15 protein-coding genes are annotated in these 16,330 nt (G+C 60.4%); 11 read left to right on the forward strand and 4 right to left on the reverse strand.

What is annotated here, in order from left to right; all coding sequences use genetic code 11:
• The first annotated feature begins 309 nt into the window (after positions 1–309).
• On the forward strand, positions 310–588 hold the full coding sequence (locus SB822_RS18865) for an HU family DNA-binding protein (RefSeq protein WP_007584281.1): 279 nt from the start codon (positions 310–312) through the stop codon (positions 586–588).
• A gap of 794 nt (positions 589–1,382) precedes the next feature.
• Here the strand turns inward: SB822_RS18865 and SB822_RS18870 are convergent.
• Positions 1,383–1,652, reverse strand: coding sequence for a hypothetical protein (locus SB822_RS18870; protein WP_144020997.1), 270 nt, complete (start codon positions 1,650–1,652; stop codon positions 1,383–1,385).
• A 165-nt stretch (positions 1,653–1,817) separates the two neighbouring features.
• Between SB822_RS18870 and SB822_RS18875 the strand changes: the two genes are divergently transcribed.
• On the forward strand, positions 1,818–2,120 hold the full coding sequence (locus tag SB822_RS18875) for a DUF4148 domain-containing protein (protein ID WP_007732383.1): 303 nt from the start codon (positions 1,818–1,820) through the stop codon (positions 2,118–2,120).
• 1,138 nt (positions 2,121–3,258) lie between these two features.
• Here the strand turns inward: SB822_RS18875 and SB822_RS18880 are convergent.
• A complete protein-coding gene (locus tag SB822_RS18880) occupies positions 3,259–3,675 on the reverse strand; it encodes a cupredoxin domain-containing protein (protein WP_079491032.1) in 417 nt (138 codons plus the stop codon).
• 763 nt (positions 3,676–4,438) lie between these two features.
• On the opposite strand from SB822_RS18880, the gene SB822_RS18885 reads away from it, so the two are divergent.
• The gene (locus SB822_RS18885; RefSeq protein WP_410855387.1) at positions 4,439–5,629 is read left to right on the forward strand and encodes a TIGR03118 family protein; all 1,191 of its coding nucleotides are present in this window, start codon (positions 4,439–4,441) and stop codon (positions 5,627–5,629) included.
• A 367-nt stretch (positions 5,630–5,996) separates the two neighbouring features.
• On the opposite strand, the gene SB822_RS18890 is transcribed toward SB822_RS18885, so the two are convergent.
• Positions 5,997–6,752 (reverse strand): TrmB family transcriptional regulator, encoded by a 756-nt coding sequence (locus SB822_RS18890; protein ID WP_094298337.1) that lies wholly within the window; start codon positions 6,750–6,752, stop codon positions 5,997–5,999.
• A gap of 277 nt (positions 6,753–7,029) precedes the next feature.
• Between SB822_RS18890 and SB822_RS18895 the strand changes: the two genes are divergently transcribed.
• The 8 genes from SB822_RS18895 to SB822_RS18930 all read left to right on the forward strand — a co-directional run bounded on the left by SB822_RS18895 (position 7,030) and on the right by SB822_RS18930 (position 14,180).
• The gene (locus SB822_RS18895; protein ID WP_410855388.1) at positions 7,030–7,371 is read left to right on the forward strand and encodes a carboxymuconolactone decarboxylase family protein; all 342 of its coding nucleotides are present in this window, start codon (positions 7,030–7,032) and stop codon (positions 7,369–7,371) included.
• A 28-nt stretch (positions 7,372–7,399) separates the two neighbouring features.
• Positions 7,400–8,086, forward strand: coding sequence for a hydrolase (locus SB822_RS18900; RefSeq protein ID WP_410855389.1), 687 nt, complete (start codon positions 7,400–7,402; stop codon positions 8,084–8,086).
• 134 nt (positions 8,087–8,220) lie between these two features.
• Positions 8,221–8,511, forward strand: a complete 291-nt coding sequence (locus SB822_RS18905) for a DUF1427 family protein (protein WP_410855390.1) — start codon at positions 8,221–8,223, stop codon at positions 8,509–8,511.
• Positions 8,508–10,400, forward strand: coding sequence for an amidohydrolase (locus SB822_RS18910; protein WP_410855391.1), 1,893 nt, complete (start codon positions 8,508–8,510; stop codon positions 10,398–10,400). The genes SB822_RS18905 and SB822_RS18910 overlap by 4 nt, the downstream gene beginning before the upstream one ends.
• A gap of 1 nt (position 10,401) precedes the next feature.
• Complete coding sequence (locus SB822_RS18915) at positions 10,402–10,848, forward strand: DoxX family protein (RefSeq protein ID WP_410855392.1); 447 nt, start codon at positions 10,402–10,404, stop codon at positions 10,846–10,848.
• A 23-nt stretch (positions 10,849–10,871) separates the two neighbouring features.
• A complete protein-coding gene (locus tag SB822_RS18920; RefSeq protein ID WP_410855393.1) occupies positions 10,872–11,789 on the forward strand; it encodes a glyoxalase in 918 nt (305 codons plus the stop codon).
• A gap of 76 nt (positions 11,790–11,865) precedes the next feature.
• Entirely contained in the window at positions 11,866–12,579 is a 714-nt protein-coding gene (locus SB822_RS18925; protein ID WP_007584293.1) for a YoaK family protein, read from the forward strand.
• A gap of 137 nt (positions 12,580–12,716) precedes the next feature.
• Positions 12,717–14,180, forward strand: a complete 1,464-nt coding sequence (locus tag SB822_RS18930) for an alginate export family protein (RefSeq protein WP_039900807.1) — start codon at positions 12,717–12,719, stop codon at positions 14,178–14,180.
• A 133-nt stretch (positions 14,181–14,313) separates the two neighbouring features.
• Here SB822_RS18930 and SB822_RS18935 read toward each other — a convergent pair whose 3' ends face one another.
• Positions 14,314–16,077 carry an FAD-dependent oxidoreductase gene (locus SB822_RS18935; RefSeq protein WP_410855394.1) on the reverse strand — a complete coding sequence of 588 codons (1,764 nt, stop codon included), beginning with the start codon at positions 16,075–16,077 and terminating at the stop codon, positions 14,314–14,316.
• Positions 16,078–16,330: the final 253 nt, after the last annotated feature.

Genomic DNA, 16,330 nt, shown 5'->3' on the forward strand with positions numbered 1-16,330 from the left:
GATCTGAGGCTTTCATTGCCTTTCGCCTTCGAAAGGCGCAGCGCGGCTAGATGCAATGAGCCAATCAGCGAAAAATGATGTGCAACTAACCGTCAGCCGCTCATCCATTTTCACTTAGCTTTCGCCAGAAAGCGGCCTATAGAAGCGGGGCGCACGTCCTCACGCGTCATCCAGAAGTCGACGCGCTCTCCACAATAATCTTCAGTCCGCGATACCGTCGCATGAACCTCGTAGTTGCTTTCTACCTCATACCTGCGTTAGGGTGACGCCAGCCCGCATTCAGCGGAAGTTTTTTTAGGGGGAACACATATGAACAAACAGGAACTCATCGACGCCGTCGCCGCGAGCACGGGTGAAAGCAAGGCTAGTACGGGCGGCGCGATTGATGCCATCCTCGAGGCCGTGACGGCAGCAGTGACGCGTGGCGATACAGTCCAGCTGATTGGTTTCGGCTCATTTTCGACGGGCGCTCGCGCCGAACGCACGGGTCGCAACCCGTCGACGGGCGCGACCATCACGATCCCGGCGGCGAAGACCGTCAAGTTCACAGCAGGCAAGGGGTTCAAGGACGCTGTGAATGCCGGGTGAGATGCGATGCATCTGATGGCATGACGCGCGCTTCAAACTGAACATAGCACCTGTTCGTTTACGCGCGCATGGGCTGCCATGTCGCCGGCCTCACTGTAATGTTGTTCGATTCTTCCAGAAGTTGCAGGTTATCCCTGACTTTTGGTGCGAATTAATGCCCACCGGCCATACTTGGCGGTGGGTATTTTTTGTGGCAAGGAATCTGCAGAGAACGTGGATGATCCGGCAATCGCGCGGGACGTCTTTCAGGTTGATGCGCACCCACGCCGCACGCCGGTTCGCTTCGTGCAATGCGGACAACGAAATCGACGCAGCCGCGACTTCACGCATTCCGTTACGCTGCGAGCCGCAATGCTTGAGGTGAGCGAGACGTCGGTCCAGACTGCACAAGAGGCACGTAGCGGTGATCTTCAGGCGCAGCGGCTTTTGTCGCGGCGGGAGGCAGCAAAGGCAGAACTGCGCTCTATCCGGACGCGCATCCGCCGTCTTGACTGGACAAGAGCGCCGGGGCGGTTGACGTCTACAGAGGCGTGGCGTGGTTGGCGTCGATCACCGTCCGGTCCGTATCGCACAACAATGTCTCGCATGACGCCGGAGTTTTCGGCCGGCACCAGTTATAGGCAGACTGCGCAGTTCGGCGTGAGGCGCTCAGTAACCGCCGCCTGAGGAATTGGTTGAGCTGCCAGATGCGCCGTTGCCGCCTTGATTCGTGTCGCCTGCAGCCGCGGATCCCGAAACCACGACCATTCCGAGGCAAACGAGACACGCAAGAATCATTCGAAGTCGCTTCATGGTCATTTCTCTTGGGAAGCTCGCAGGAAGTCCCGCGGAGGGATATCCAGCGAGGTATTAACCGCGCTATTACCGAAGATGCCGAACTGCCGGTGCATGGCGGACGCGTCGCGCGGTTCATCGCGAACGCAGGCATCGACATAATCGTAAACGTGGCGCGACGACGCCTTATTCCACTCGCCGGTTTTATCCTGGAGCCCGGATGAGGGATATTTGCCTGTCCGGGTGGTCTTACGCGTGCGCCGGTCCTTCCACGCGATGAGCTTGAGCAACAATGAGCACCGGAATCGGCTCGACAGGCGCCACGAGCGTCTCGCCGATATCCACATTCGATAAATGAACGACTACTGTATGGTTACTCGCCTATTCTTTGATGGACTGACCGCGAAACATTATGCGCAAGTCAGCCGGAGTCATTAACCAAGAGGTGGGCCATTATGAAGACGTTAGTCCACGCAGTTTGCGCGGTCGCCGTGATTGCTGTGCCAATTGCATCGTTGGCGCAGTCGGACGGGGCGCTGACCCGCGCGCAAGTGCAAGCAGAGGTCGCTCAGCTTCAGCAAGCCGGCTTCAACCCGGCCAATGCGAATACCGTCGACTTTCCTGCCAATCTGCAGGCCACCGGCGCAAGTGCCGCCGGCCAGAGCAGCGGCTACGGCCCTGCGACCAACGGTTCGTCACAGATGGGCCGCCCGGCCCGCACGAGTGGGATGGAGCCGGTGTTCTTTGGCGGGTCGTAAGCCTTTTCGGCTCACCGGGTCGGGCGATGAGGAGCGCGCCGTCCCTGCCTGGCACGGTGCTGGCGTGTCATGTTATGCGCGTCTGCCGAATGCTTTCGGCTGCCTCGTCGGGCATTATTGACTTGCATGTAACACTATCGTCGGACGATCGTTGGATCAGGGTTCTGGCGCTTCCGTGTAAGAGCCAGGGCCCGCGGACATCATAGCTGAACTGATATTGACGCGCGGCCCGGTCCGGCGGTCGACTGCACCGTCGACGCTATCAACTTGTTCAGGATGGGACAGTGCGGCGGAAGGTACAGCGAATGTACAGAAACGGGTCGACGGTTTCTGGGTTACGTCGGTGAATTTGTACCAGGCGGCGAAGCGGATAACGAGTTGCTTACGATGAAGACTGCTCGAAATTGCGCCAGCAAAATTAGCCGGCGCTGCGGAGGCGCTAGAGGCGAATATTGCCAAATGTTAAGGCACACTTATCTGCGACTCGATCTCGAAAAAATATAGTTCTCAAGCTGAAAGTTCAGAAGCCGATAGACCATCTGCCAATACGGCGTAATTCTTGGAGAGAAATATGTCAATCCAGTCTATCGGGCAAAGTATGGCCCAATCGACCAGTACTACCCAAAGCGCACAATCGGTAGCAGATACGAAACCGGCCGACACAAAGTCTTCATCAACTCCATCGTCACCGTCTTACACGGTGAGCATCAGCAATGCTGGACGAGCCGCAATGCTCGAGGCAAGCGAGACGTCGGTCCAGACTGCACAAGAGGCAGGTCGCGGTGACCTTCAGGCGCAGCGGCTTTTGTCGCGGGAGCAGGCAGCAAAGACACAGTAATCGTTTTATAGAACGGGGATCTTCCATGCAGCGCCTGGAAGATCTCCGAAGTCGGATGATGGTCGTCGACAACCAAACTATTTATTCTCCGGTGTGGTGCGATCTCCGCACGATGCGTGCCTCTCGTGCTCTAGCGCAGCAGGTGGTTTCGATAAGCTGCAGTTGGCGATAGGCACTTTGTCGTCGTTCTCTTTAAGGTTAACTTAAGGTTCTGAATTTAAGTGGCGGAAGAAGCAGGAACGAACCTATTGAGCCAAGTACCATCGATCCGCCGCAAAAGCGGGACCGGCGTGCCTCGCCTCAGCGCGCAACGACGAACGATGTGTGCATGCCCATTTCATAGTGCCCCGGTCTATTGCAAATCAGCACGTAGTGTCCTGGCGCAAGCTTCAATGACAGGCGCTTGGTCGAACCCCGCGCCAAGTCCTCCACTTCGCCCATTTTCTTGAAGCGGCTTTCCGTGACCTGGCCTTTGTGGACAGGCAGATGTGCGTCATCCATATCTGTCTTCAGCACCACGAACTCATGTTCGGTGTCGCCGCTCGCTGCATTGTTCACTTCGAACGTGACACGCCCGGCACTCGCTGTGCCGGGATCGAGCTGAATCATCTCGTCCGTGAGCTTGACATGGATCGTCTCGTCCGCATTGCTGCTCAGCGGCGCAACGCCGAGCGCAATCGCCGCCAGCACGTACACAGTATGGTTTCTGTCGATCATGATGTTTCTCCTCGAAAGGGCTACATTGCCGCAAGACCGATCGAACCACAGTGCGGGATTCACCGGCCCCGAAAGCTCGTGGATCAACTGTTCTCTTGATGACCGCCGCGCGTAAGCAGGCACGTTCACCAATATGCATGGGTAAGAACCCTCGTCATCGTCGTGGCCGCTGGAGACCATTTATCGCGGCGCTCATAGCTTCGCCTTCACGCAACGGCACAAGCAGGCTTGCACGCATTGCGCGCGTGAATTCATCGCTGATGACGGACCCGTGCTCGCCAGTGCTGGCGAACCTCGCTGATAGAACGTGAGTGGGCATCGAAATATTCCGCCCGATGTCGCATGGGAAGTCGCTTTCTGGCGCGCGCTGTGCTGGCGAACCCAAACGATTCGAGTGGCTCAACGGTTCGCAGACATGCTACCTGGTTCACCAACGCGCCACTCTCCCATCGCTCCGTACCGCCATCGTTCGACGTAGCTCAGCTCGCAGCGAAGAATCTTTCCGACGGTCGACTTCGGAGGCGTATTGCGGCAATTGCAACAGCATGCTCGTCAAGCGCATTTGCAAAAAAGCGCCGTGCTTCCGCAGCCCATCGTGATCTTGTTGAACCAGCTGCTGTGGACCCCTGTCGCGCCATACGACCGGATGACAAGTGGAGGTTTTTGAAGGACAGGGGAATATTTGTAGGACAGCGGTCGTTTAGCCACCTGGGGCACCAACTCGCGGAACAATCTCTCACCAGTCAGACTAAGGAGGGTGACCATGTCGCAGGTCTCGTGGGGTCTCAAAGCAGCGGCCGTGATCATACTCGCGGCCGGTGTCACAATCGGGCATGCCGCTGACGATGATGCTTACGTCGTCACACCACTCGTGTCCAACCTGGCAGGCGCTGCCCCGAAGGTCGACGGGGTATTACAGAACGCTTGGGGTATTGCCTTTAGTCCGGCAGCAAGTCCATTCTGGGTCAACGACAATGCGACAGGCTGCTCCACGCTGTATGACGGAGAAGGGGCAAAGGTGGCGTTGCAGGTTTCCATCCCGCTGCCAGGCAATGTCATACCGGCGAGTTCCTGTCATCCCGTCCTTGCCAACAATTCACCCAATGCCACGCCTGCCGCGCCGACCGGAATCGTGTGGAATCCTTCACCGGGGTTTCTCGTGCCGGGTACCACTATCCCGGCCGCATTTATATTCGCGACCGAGGACGGCACGATTTCCGCTTGGGCCGGCGGGTTGAATCCGGCGAACAACGCGGTAATCGCGGTGGATAACTCGTCCTCTCCATCCGCCGCCAACGGGGCCGTCTACAAGGGTCTCGTTTTCGGTGTGAACGAGAAAGGAGCATTCCTGTTTGCGACGAACTTTCGCTCGGGTCGGATCGATGTATTCGGGCCAAGCGGCGGTACGAAGGGCTTGTTCATGCCCGCGACGACGGACGGCAACTTCATCGACCCGAACATCCCAGCTGGCTACGCGCCGTTTGGTATTGCGAACATCGATGGGGATCTTTTCGTCACGTATGCCCAGCAGAACGCTGAGAGGCATGACGATGTTGCAGGTAACGGTCATGGATTCGTCGATGTATTCGATACCGACGGCCACCTGCTGCGCCGCTTCGCAAGCCGAGGGACGCTCGACTCGCCTTGGGGAGTCACGCGCGCATCGTTTGCATTCGGCCGCTTCAGCGGCAAGATCCTGATTGGCAACTTCGGCAACGGCCGAATCAATGTCTTCAACAATGACGGCACGTTTGTCGATCAGTTGGAGAATACATACGGCAACCCGCTGGCTATCGACGGATTGTGGGCTCTGACACTCGGTGGCGGCCGCAACTCGAGTCCGGACACGTTGTACTTCTCGGCAGGCCCTAACAAGGAGACCAATGGACTGTTCGGTACCATCGCTCCATTGAGCGGTTCTAAGGCGAGAGCGTCCGCTCATCAAGGGCAATAGCAGGAAGTGGCGAGCGTGCGCGCTATGCGGCTGTAGTTGCCGTTACAAACATCGCGGACAAGGACAAGATAGGCATGGATCTCTCCTGCATCGATCGCCGCACTCATCGGCGGCCGCGCCCTCGCCCAAGTGTCACGAATGCACCGTTTGATGTCAGCGTGAGATCGCGCGCCTGGAAGCCGTAATGGTGGCTACCAAGGCGCCTGTCGGACTTCATTCGTCAAATTGCTATTGCGCCGGTACGGTCGCCAGGAGCGGCAGCACTGCCACTTGGAGACATCGGCCACACCGACACGCGGGCTCACTTATCTTTCCGGTCCGTGTGTTTGCATTAGCACTCCATGTTAGCGGAGCGAATTAAATCGGTTCAGACGGGCTTATCGAACCGATCGGGCGTGCTCGCGCTCCACAGCACTTCGAACAGACTGCACTCGAACGCAAAGAACTCCGCGCTTTGAATGGACAGCGCGTAGTGCTCTGCCCGCGATGAAATGAAGGCCACGGTGTCGTCGTACAGATAGGTCGTGATACCCACTTCGAAGTCGGCCGGCGCAAAGCGGAGTTCACGGAGATCGCGCGTCGACGTTCGCCACAGATCGCGTGTATCGCCTGGACCCGAGCGGATCACGCGCAGCTTGATGCCCGCACGGGCGCGTCGCACGGCGATATCCCTGATCACCTCGAAGCCCGGCATCTGAAACAGCTCGCTGTTCGACATCACGGCGCGCAACTCCATGCTCTGACATTCGAGCGTTTCGTTGAGCACGGTCTTGATCCCTTCGATGCCCGAGAAATAGCGCACCTTCGGTTTTCCACCCGCTGAGTTGTGAATCGAGCGCAGCCGCGGGAGCACTTCCTGAACCAGCTGACGTTGCGCTTCGATGCGCCTGAGCAGGGCGATCGGATCCTGCGGAATCACGTAGCTGCGCGCGCCTTTCTGCACGGTCGCGACGAGTCCGTCAGCGAGCAGACGGTCGAGCACTTCATATGCGTTGGTGCGGCCGATTCCCGCCTTCTGGGCGATCGAAGCGACGGTGGCCTCCCCGAGTTCGAGCGAGGCCAGATAGAAGTCGGCCTTGTTTCCGTCGATGCCGGCCGCCTGGAGCATCTCGATAAGGTTCATTTCACCAGCCGATCAGGGAAGTTGATGGCCGCTGCACGCCCATTCGTTCGCTTCAATGGTACAGAATAAATCTATAAAAATCAAAGATATAGGCGATTCTCAAAACTTTTCGCACGCCTCCAGAAGACGTGTGCCGGACCCCCGATTAGCATTCGTCTCAGTCAATTCGTTGACGCCCAGAGTCGATGAACCACATTGACCCGAAGCTGGCGGGCAGTGGACAGGCTGAGCGGCCGGTTCGTGCTTATATCTTATGCATTCCTATTGGAGTTATCTCATGATCGAGTGGAAAGAGACGATTAAGGACATCACTTCCCGCATCAAGGAACTGTCCACACGCACGCCGGACACCCTTCGAGGATTTGCCCTTGTCGCAGGTGCGGGCGCCAACACGAATCACCTTGGCGCGAAGACGCGTGAACTGATCGCGCTGGCCGTCGCAGTCACCACGCGCTGCGATGGCTGCATCGCCTTTCATGCTGCCGAGGCCGTCAAGCTCGGCGTGTCCGATGACGAGATCGCGGAAGCGCTGGGCATTGCAATCAATCTGAACGCCGGCGCCGCCATCACGTACAGCACGCACGTGCTGGATGCCATCGAAACACTGAAGCAGGCCTGATTTCCAAACGCACTGAAAGGAACCCATCATGACCAACCCCAAGCTCGAAGTACTGACCCCGCAAAACTCCCAGCTGCTTTTCATTGACCACCAGCCGCAGATGGCATTTGGCGTCCAATCCATTGACCGGCAGGTGCTGAAGAACAATGTGGTGGGCCTCGCCAAGGCAGCGAAGATATTCAGCATTCCGACCACCATTACATCGGTCGAATCGCAAAGTTTCTCGGGCTTTACCTACCCCGAACTGCTCGACGTGTTTCCCGGCCAGCCGCTGCTCGAACGCACGTCGATGAACTCCTGGGATGACCAGAAGGTGCGTGACGCGCTGGCTGCGAACGGACGCAACAAGATCGTGGTTTCGGGCCTTTGGACGGAGGTCTGCAACAACACCTTCGCACTCAGCGCCATGCTGGAAGGCGGCTACGAGATCTACATGGTCGAAGACGCATCAGGCGGCACATCGAAGGACGGGCACGACTATGCGATGCAGCGCATGATCCAGGCCGGCGTCGTGCCCGTGACGTGGCAACAGGTGATGCTCGAATGGCAGCGCGACTGGGCGCGTCGTGATACGTACGACGCCGTCATGGAAGTAGTCAGGGCACATTCCGGTGCGTACGGGATGGGCGTGGACTACGCCTATACCATGGTGCACAAGGCGCCACAGCGCGCCGTCGGTCAACACGAGATCGTGCCCGCAGTTCCGGCCGGGTAACAGGCCGCCCCCCTTCCCATTTGATGTTGCGATGCTGGCCGTGCGGTGCGACGCCAACGGCCGGCAGGAGTAGTTGCGTCATCTGCTTCAGACAAGCCCGATCTGATGCTGCCCGCTGCAAGAGAGATGAACCCATGAAAGTCTATCTGTTTTCACTAGGTGCCGGCGTTCTGGTCGGTGCCATTTACCACCTGATTGGCGTACGGTCGCCGGCCCCGCCGCTGGTTGCACTGGTCGGCCTGCTCGGCATTCTCGCTGGAGAGCAACTCATTCCACTCAGCGAGCAATATTTTCTTGGCGCCATTCGCTCAACGGTGGCACGCGCATCGGACGAGGCAACCACGGTATCAGGCTCATTGCAGCACGGCATTTCTCGCGTCACGGCTGCACGCAAGACTGCTGGGAACGAGGAGGCCCGCTCATGAACACTTCCGCAAAATCCCCCGACCTGGTTCTGCACAACGGCCGCTTCACGACGCTGAACCAGGCGAACCCCACAGCGAGCGCGGTCGCCATCAAGGACGGCAAATTCATGGCCGTTGGCGACAATGCCAACATCATGTCGTTGGCAGGTACTGCGACAAAGGTGATTGACCTGAAGGGACGTTCCGTTCTGCCCGGACTGATCGACAATCACACACACGTCGTGCGCGGTGGCTTGAACTTCAACATGGAACTGCGGTGGGACGGCGTGCGCTCGCTCGCCGACGCGATGAACATGCTCAAGCGCCAGGTGGCCATTACGCCTGCACCGCAATGGGTGCGTGTGGTCGGTGGCTTCACCGAGCAGCAGTTCGTCGAGAAGCGGCTTCCCACGATCGCGGAACTGAATGCCGTTGCACCTGATACGCCCGTGTTCATCTTGCATCTTTACGACCGGGCGTTGCTGAACGCCGCGGCGCTGCGCGTGGTCGGCTATACGAAAGACACGCCTGAGCCACCCGGCGGACAGATCATGCGCGACGGCGACGGCAACCCGACGGGGCTGCTTCTCGCCAAACCGAATGCGTCGATCCTGTACGCGACGCTGGCAAAGGGGCCGAAGCTACCGTTCGACTATCAGCTCAATTCGACGCGCCATTTCATGCGCGAGTTGAACCGGCTCGGTGTGACGGGTGTGATCGATGCGGGCGGCGGCTTCCAGAACTACCCCGACGATTACGAAGTCATCCAGAAACTCGCGAACGACGGGCAGATGACCGTGCGTCTCGCATACAACCTGTTCACGCAGAAGCCGAAGGCGGAGAAGCAGGACTTCCTGAACTGGACGAAGACATCGAAGTACAAGCAGGGCGACGACTACTTCCGGCACAACGGCGCAGGCGAGATGCTGGTGTACTCCGCAGCGGATTTCGAGGATTTTCGCGAGCCGCGCCCGGACATGCCGCCGCAGATGGAAGATGAACTGGAAGGGGTTGTGCGCGTGCTCGCCGAAAACCGCTGGCCATGGCGCATGCACGCAACCTATGACGAGACCATCAGCCGCGCGCTGGATGTCTTCGAGAAGGTCAACCGGGACATTCCGCTCGATGGCATCCACTGGTTCTTCGACCACGCCGAGACGATCTCCGAACGTTCGATGGATCGTATCGCGGCGCTCGGTGGCGGCGTGGCGGTGCAACACCGAATGGCCTATCAGGGCGAGTATTTCGTCGAACGTTACGGCGCGGCCGCGGCCGAGGCGACGCCGCCCATCGCGCGCATGCTCGAGAAGGGCGTGCGCACGTCGGCGGGCACGGATGCCACGCGTGTCGCGTCGTACAACCCGTGGGTGTCGCTGGCGTGGCTGGTGACGGGCAAGACGGTCGGCGGCCTGAGCCTCTATCCGCAGCGCAATCGCCTCGACCGCGATACGGCGCTGCGGATGTGGACGGAGAAGGTCACCTGGTTTTCCAACGAAGAAGGCAAGAAAGGCCAGATCGCCGTGGGGCAGCTTGCTGACCTGATCGTTCCCGACCGAGACTTCTTCACCTGCGCCGAGGACGAGATCGCGAGCACGGTGTCGGATCTGACGATTGTCGGCGGCCGCATCGTCTATGGCGGCGCAGCATTCGCACATCTCGACGACAGCGCGCCGCCGCCCGCGATGCCCGACTGGTCGCCCGTGCGTCGCTTCGGCGGCTTCGGTGCGTGGAAGGATTCGAAGGGCGAAGGCGAGGCTTCGTTGCAGCAGATGGCGGCGGCGTCCTGTGGCTGCTCGAATGGTTGCGCCGTGCATGGCCACGACCATGCGCGCGCCTGGTCGGGCAACGCGCCGACGTCAGACCTGAATTCGTTCTGGGGCGCGCTCGGCTGCGCCTGCTGGGCGGTCTGATATGAACACGCGCGCACAAGGGAATCCGCACTGGATCGCCGCGCTGCTCGATCAGCCCTGGTTGCCACCGATGGCACGCGCGGCGCTCGTGTCCGCGTATGTGATCGGAGGTGTGGCCAAGCTCGCGAACTTTCATGCCGCTGTGCTCGAGCAGGCGCATTTCGGGCTGCATCCGGGATGGTTGTGGGCAGCGCTCGCGATCGTCGTCGAGCTTGGCGGCTCGGCCTGCGTGATCTTCAGCCGCTTCGTGTGGCTGGGCGCGGGCGCACTGGGTGCATTGACGGCTGTCGCGATGTTCGTCGCGAACGACTTCTGGAACCTGACGGGCGACGCGTACTTTTTCGCGTTGAACGCGTTCTTCGAGCATCTCGGTCTCATCGCTGCGCTCGTGATGGCGACATGCGTTAGCGGCATCACGCGTTCTTCCGGCCGTGCCGGTTTTCAGTAAATCCTCAAAGGATCTCCAGCATCATGCTTAACCTTCGTTCCCTGGCGGCGACAGCGCTTGCCGTCATCTGTCTCGCTGCATCGTCAGTCGCGTCGGCCACACCGCCGAGACTTCCACAGCCCGTTGCGGAACCGCAGCTCGCTGTGGGGCCGCAATACGACACCACACATGTCTATGTCGCGCCGGAAGACTTCGACAGGTTCACCGACAGTCTTGTCGCAACCTTCGGCGGTCACAAGTCGCAGCAGGGCGTCTTTCAGGTGACACCCACGTCGAGCAAGACGATGTCGCAACTCGTGTTCACGCCCGTCGGCACGATCTCTGTCTTCGGCTTCAAGACGCCTGTTCCGTATCCGTTCGGTAGCGAGCGCACGGGATATCTCGTGACCGACATCGACGCGGCCGTCAGATCGGCCAGGCGCCACCACGCTGACGTCAGTGTGGCGACGTTCCCCGATCCAATCGGACGTGACGCGATCATCACCTGGGCGGGCGGCGTCAGCATGCAGTTGTACTGGCACAACCAGGCGCCGAACTATGATTCTTTACAGACGGTGCCCGAGAACCGGGTCTACGTGTCGCCGGAACGCGCGGATGCGTTGATCCACGATTTCGTGGCGTTTTCGCACGGCAAGATCGTCTCCGATGATCGGAAGGCGCCCGGCGTCGAGATTGGCCGGCCAGGCGACACCTACCGGCGTGTACGGATCGACTCGGGATTCGGCGAGATGACGGTGCTGGCGACCGACGGTCACTTGCCCTGGCCGTTCGGCCGGGAGATGACGGGTTATGAAGTGACGAATCTCGCGGACACGTTGCAGAAGGCGAAGGCGGCAGGCGTCACGGTGCTGGTCCCGCTGTTCACTTCGGATAAGCGCGAAGCCGCGCTCGTGCAGTTCCCGGGTGGTTATATCGCCGAGATTCACGCAGTTGCGCAGTAGACGCGGGATGCCGGGGTGATGCGCCATGACGGTCGCGAGGCCACCCGATGTCATTCCCCGGCACGGGAGACGATCGATGAAATCTGAAGACAGCTTGCTCGCAGCCATCGCGGGCTATGTGGACACGCTCAGCTTTGTCGCGCTTTTCGGGCTGTTCACCGCGCACGTCACGGGCAACTTCGTGCTGATTGGCGCCGAAGCGGCAGGTTTCGGCCAGGGCGTGTTCATGAAGTTGATGGCGTTCCCCGCATTCGTTGCAGGCGTGGCCGTCAGCAGCGTGCTTGTTAAGCGCGTCGAACCCGCGACGCCCAACCGCGCGGCGTGTGTTCTCTACGTTGTCCAGGCAGTGCTCATGCTGGCCTTTTGCCTCGCGGGTGTCGGCGTCTCGCCCGTTGTGCATGCGGACAGCACGCCCGTCATCGTCTGCGGGATGATCGGCGCAGCGGCAATGGGCGTGCAGAATGCGCACGGCCGGCTTGTGCCGCGTCCCGGTGTGCCCAACACCGTGATGACGGGCAACGTGACGCAGGCCGTGCTCGACACGATCGACATCCTGTCACCGCAGATGCCGTCCGACGCACGAGCGGCGGCGCGAACGCGTCTGGGGAAGATGTTGCCGACGATTATCGCGTTCGCAGCTGGCGCAATCCTTGGCGCTCTCGCGTATCGGCACGCAGGGTTCTGGGCGTTGCTGCTGCCGTGCGTCGTGCTCTTGTGGCTGGCTTTGAAGGCACCCGGCGCACAGACACAACTGGCGGTTTCGGGAACGGTGACCGACGCGAGGAGATAGTCGGGCAGGCGTGGCCGGCCTGCTCATCGCCGCAGCTCGCGCGTTCGACCTGTCGGCAAGCGCGGTTTGCATTGCAGATATGCGCTGATGAGTGTGGCGCGCATCGTATCGCATCTGTCTCACGTCACGGAGACGCCATGACGCGTGTGTGGCCCAGGGAGTTCGCAGGTATGGACGCGGTTGCGTACCTTGCTATTCTCGTTGCCGGCCTGGCGCTGGTGTCGAGCAGCAGCGCGCGGGCGAGCACGGAAGAGCCGGTAGCCGCCGACACATCAGCCGCCGCATGCACCGCGAAGCGGCCGGTGGTGGAGTTCAACCGCTGGCAGGAAGACTGGTCTGTGCTCGCGGACAAGTGCGTGCCCCGGCGGCCGCTCGATAGCCTCAAATACATTCCGCTGGGTGGCGATCCCCATTCTTATCTGTCGCTGGGAGCGAATCTGCGCGAGCGCCTGGAGGTTAACGATGCGCCGCTCTTCGGCATCGGCACGGGGCATTCCGATACCTACGTGATACAGCGCGCGCAGATCAGCGCCGATGCGCGTATCGGCCCGTACCTCCAGTTCTTTGCACAACTCGAAGATGCGAGACCGTTCGGCAAGGATACGGTGACGCCGGTCGACAAGAATCCGCTCGACCTCGAACAGGCGTTCGTCGCGTGGGTCAGTCCACTTGGGCCCGGCACGGTGAAATTCCGCATCGGCCGTCAGGAGATGGCGTTCGACCTGCAACGGTTCATCTCCGTTCGCGACGGCCCGAACGTGCGGCAGGCGTACGACGCGATCTGGGCGGATTACGAGTATCAGAAATGGCGCTTCATCGGCTACCTGACGCAGCCTGTGCAGTACCGGGACGTGACGGCATTCGATGATGTCTCCAACCGGCACCTGACGTTCAGCGGCGTGCGCTTCGAGCGGCAGGGCGTCGGACCCGGTGACCTCTCAGGCTATTACTCAAGGTATAACCGTTCGAATGCGCACTTCCTGGATGCGACGGGCGACGAGCATCGCGACGTCTTCGACCTTCGCTACTCAGGCAAGGTGGGCCGCGCCGACTGGGATGTGGAGTCGATGTACCAGTCGGGGCACGTCGGCACCAACACGATCAGCGCGTGGGCGGTAGGCTCGCTGGCAGGCTACACGCTGGACCTGCCGTGGACCCCGCGCGTGGGCGTGCAGGTCGATGCGGCTTCGGGCGACCGGCATCCCGGAGACGGGCGTGTCGAGACGTTCAATCCGCTCTTTCCGAATGGCTACTACTTCACGCTCGCGGGCTACACGGGTTATGCGAACCTGATTCACGTCAAGCCTTCCATCACGCTCAAGCCGACCAGCAAGCTCGCGCTGCTCGGCGCGCTCGGGTTCCAGTGGCGCGAGACGACAGCGGACGCCGTGTATCAGCAGGGCAGTGCCGTGGTGCCCGGAACGGCCGGACATGGCAGCCGGTGGACGGGCATGTACGTGCAAGTGCGTGCCGATTGGACCATTGCCGCGAACCTGATCGGTTCAGTCGAAGCGGTGCACTTCCAGGTGGGCGACTCGATTCGCAACGCAGGCGGCAGTAACGCGGACTACGTCGGTGTCGAACTGAAATATGGATGGTAGCCACATCGAAAGCGCGGTGCAGCCAGGTTCCTGGTTCGAGCGGTCCGTGCCTTTTCCAATAGTGTGCCGCCATCTAAATTCAAACCAGGCCCGCGCGACATATCGAGCCTTGCAACCCATCGCGACAGGTGGCTTACCCATGCATGGAAGGTACGGGTGTTTCGGCGCGCTTCATGGCTAAAAAGCGGTGAATCTGCGCGACCACGGCTGCCCCTTCGCCAACGGCCCCTGCAACGCGCTTGGTGGAACCCGATCGAACATCGCCGATTGCAAACACGCCGTCGACACTCGTATGCAGCGGGAGCGTGGGCCCGCTGGCTCGTGTTCCGAGGTCGGTATCGGTCAACACGAATCCTCTCGGATCCAGCGACACTCCGCACGTGCGCAGCCAGTTCGTGTTTGGGTCGGCACCGATAAAAAGGAACAGGTGATGTGTCTTCAGACTTTCTATACTCCCATCGCGTCGCCGATAGTGGACGGACTCCAGCCGTTCGTCACCTTCGAGGGTCGTTACTTCAGAACCCATATGGATCGTCACGTTTGCCAACGAGGCAATTCGCTCGATCAGATAGCGCGACATGCCGTGTTCGAGATCCTGGCCCCTGACCAGGACATGAACATGCGCAGCATGCGATGCAAGAAACACAATGGCCTGTCCTGCTGAATTTCCGCCACCGACCAGCAGCACGGTTTCGCTGCGGCAAAGCCGGGTCTCGATAGACGTCGCCCAGTAATAAACGCCGTGACCTTCGAAGCGCGCAAGCCCGCTCACTGCCGGACGCCGATATTCCGCGCCGCTCGCGACGACTACCGTCCGTGCCGCAATGCGCCGCGAACCGGCAAGCTCCACCTCGAGCGGGTATGCGCTGCAATGCAAGCCTTTCACCTCGATGGGAATCGCGATGTGAGCGCCGAATTTCTGCGCCTGGTTAAATGCCCTGCCGGCTAGCGCCTGCCCCGAAATGCCCGTCGGAAAGCCCAGATAATTTTCGATGCGAGCACTCGTGCCTGCCTGGCCGCCCGGTGCCCGGCAATCGAAGACTGCCACTGACAAGCCTTCGGATGCCGCATAGACGGCTGCCGCCAGGCCAGCAGGCCCGGCGCCGACTATCGCGACGTCGTAGACATGCGTGGGATCGAATTCCGGCACGAGTCCGAGGCACGAGGCAAGCTGCCCGTCGTCCGGATTGCGCAACACGGTGCCATCCGGACAGACAACGAGCGGCATGTCATCGCGCCCTGGCGTCATGCGCTCGAGCAACGCGATGGCCTCGGCACCGCTTTCGTCAAGCGTCATATGCGGGTAAGCATTGCGTTGCAGGAAATGTTGCAGCGCGAGGAGCCGCTCGTTGTCGGGCGGCCCAACGAGCACCGCCCCTTGCCCGCGCTCGATCGCGGCGACGCGCCTCAGGATCAGCGCGCGCATGATCCTTTCACCGAGCTCCGCCTCGCCGATCATCAGGGCACGTAGTTTTTCCGGCGAAATCACGAGCGCCATGACATCTTCGATAACCTCGGCATCGACAAGGCCGGGCTTGCCTGAAAGCATGCCAACGTCGGACGTGAATTCGCCCCGTTTCGCCTGAGAGCGCAGCAAACGCCGATGGCCCAGTCCGTCGCGTGCCGTGTATCGAATCGTGCCCGACAAGAGGACGAACATGCCTGGGCTTATGCCACCCACGCGATAAAGGAATTCGCCGGCTACGTAGCTGTGGGCCTCACCAAAACGACTTATCCGATCAATCTCGGCGTCAGTCAGTACCGGGAATATCTGATGCCAGCGTGGGGTGCTATCTGGGGTCTGCGCATCTGTCACGGCAGAACGATCGGCGCCGTTCGTGCCGACTGGTGTCGGGTTCTCCGGACCGCCCGGTGGCGAAGCTGCGTCGCTGTTCATCGTGAACCTCTGATTGCGCGCGTTGGGACCGGCCGACGGAGAGCCACACACGGGCCTTTTGGATAGCCCGCGGGGTAAATGCCGTCCAGTGATTCAAGATAGGTTGGCCGTCAACGTGACGCAAATCCGTAACACCATTTTTGCTCGTGTCCGAGCCCACCGGAATTTTCACATGCATGTTTTGATTGCAACATACGTGTCCCGCAAAATCGACGATCTCGCCGCGCGTAGTCGGCTTGTCGACCCCGACAGC

This window comes from Paraburkholderia sp. SIMBA_054 (assembly GCF_046534875.1).
Lineage (GTDB): Bacteria > Pseudomonadota > Gammaproteobacteria > Burkholderiales > Burkholderiaceae > Paraburkholderia > Paraburkholderia hospita.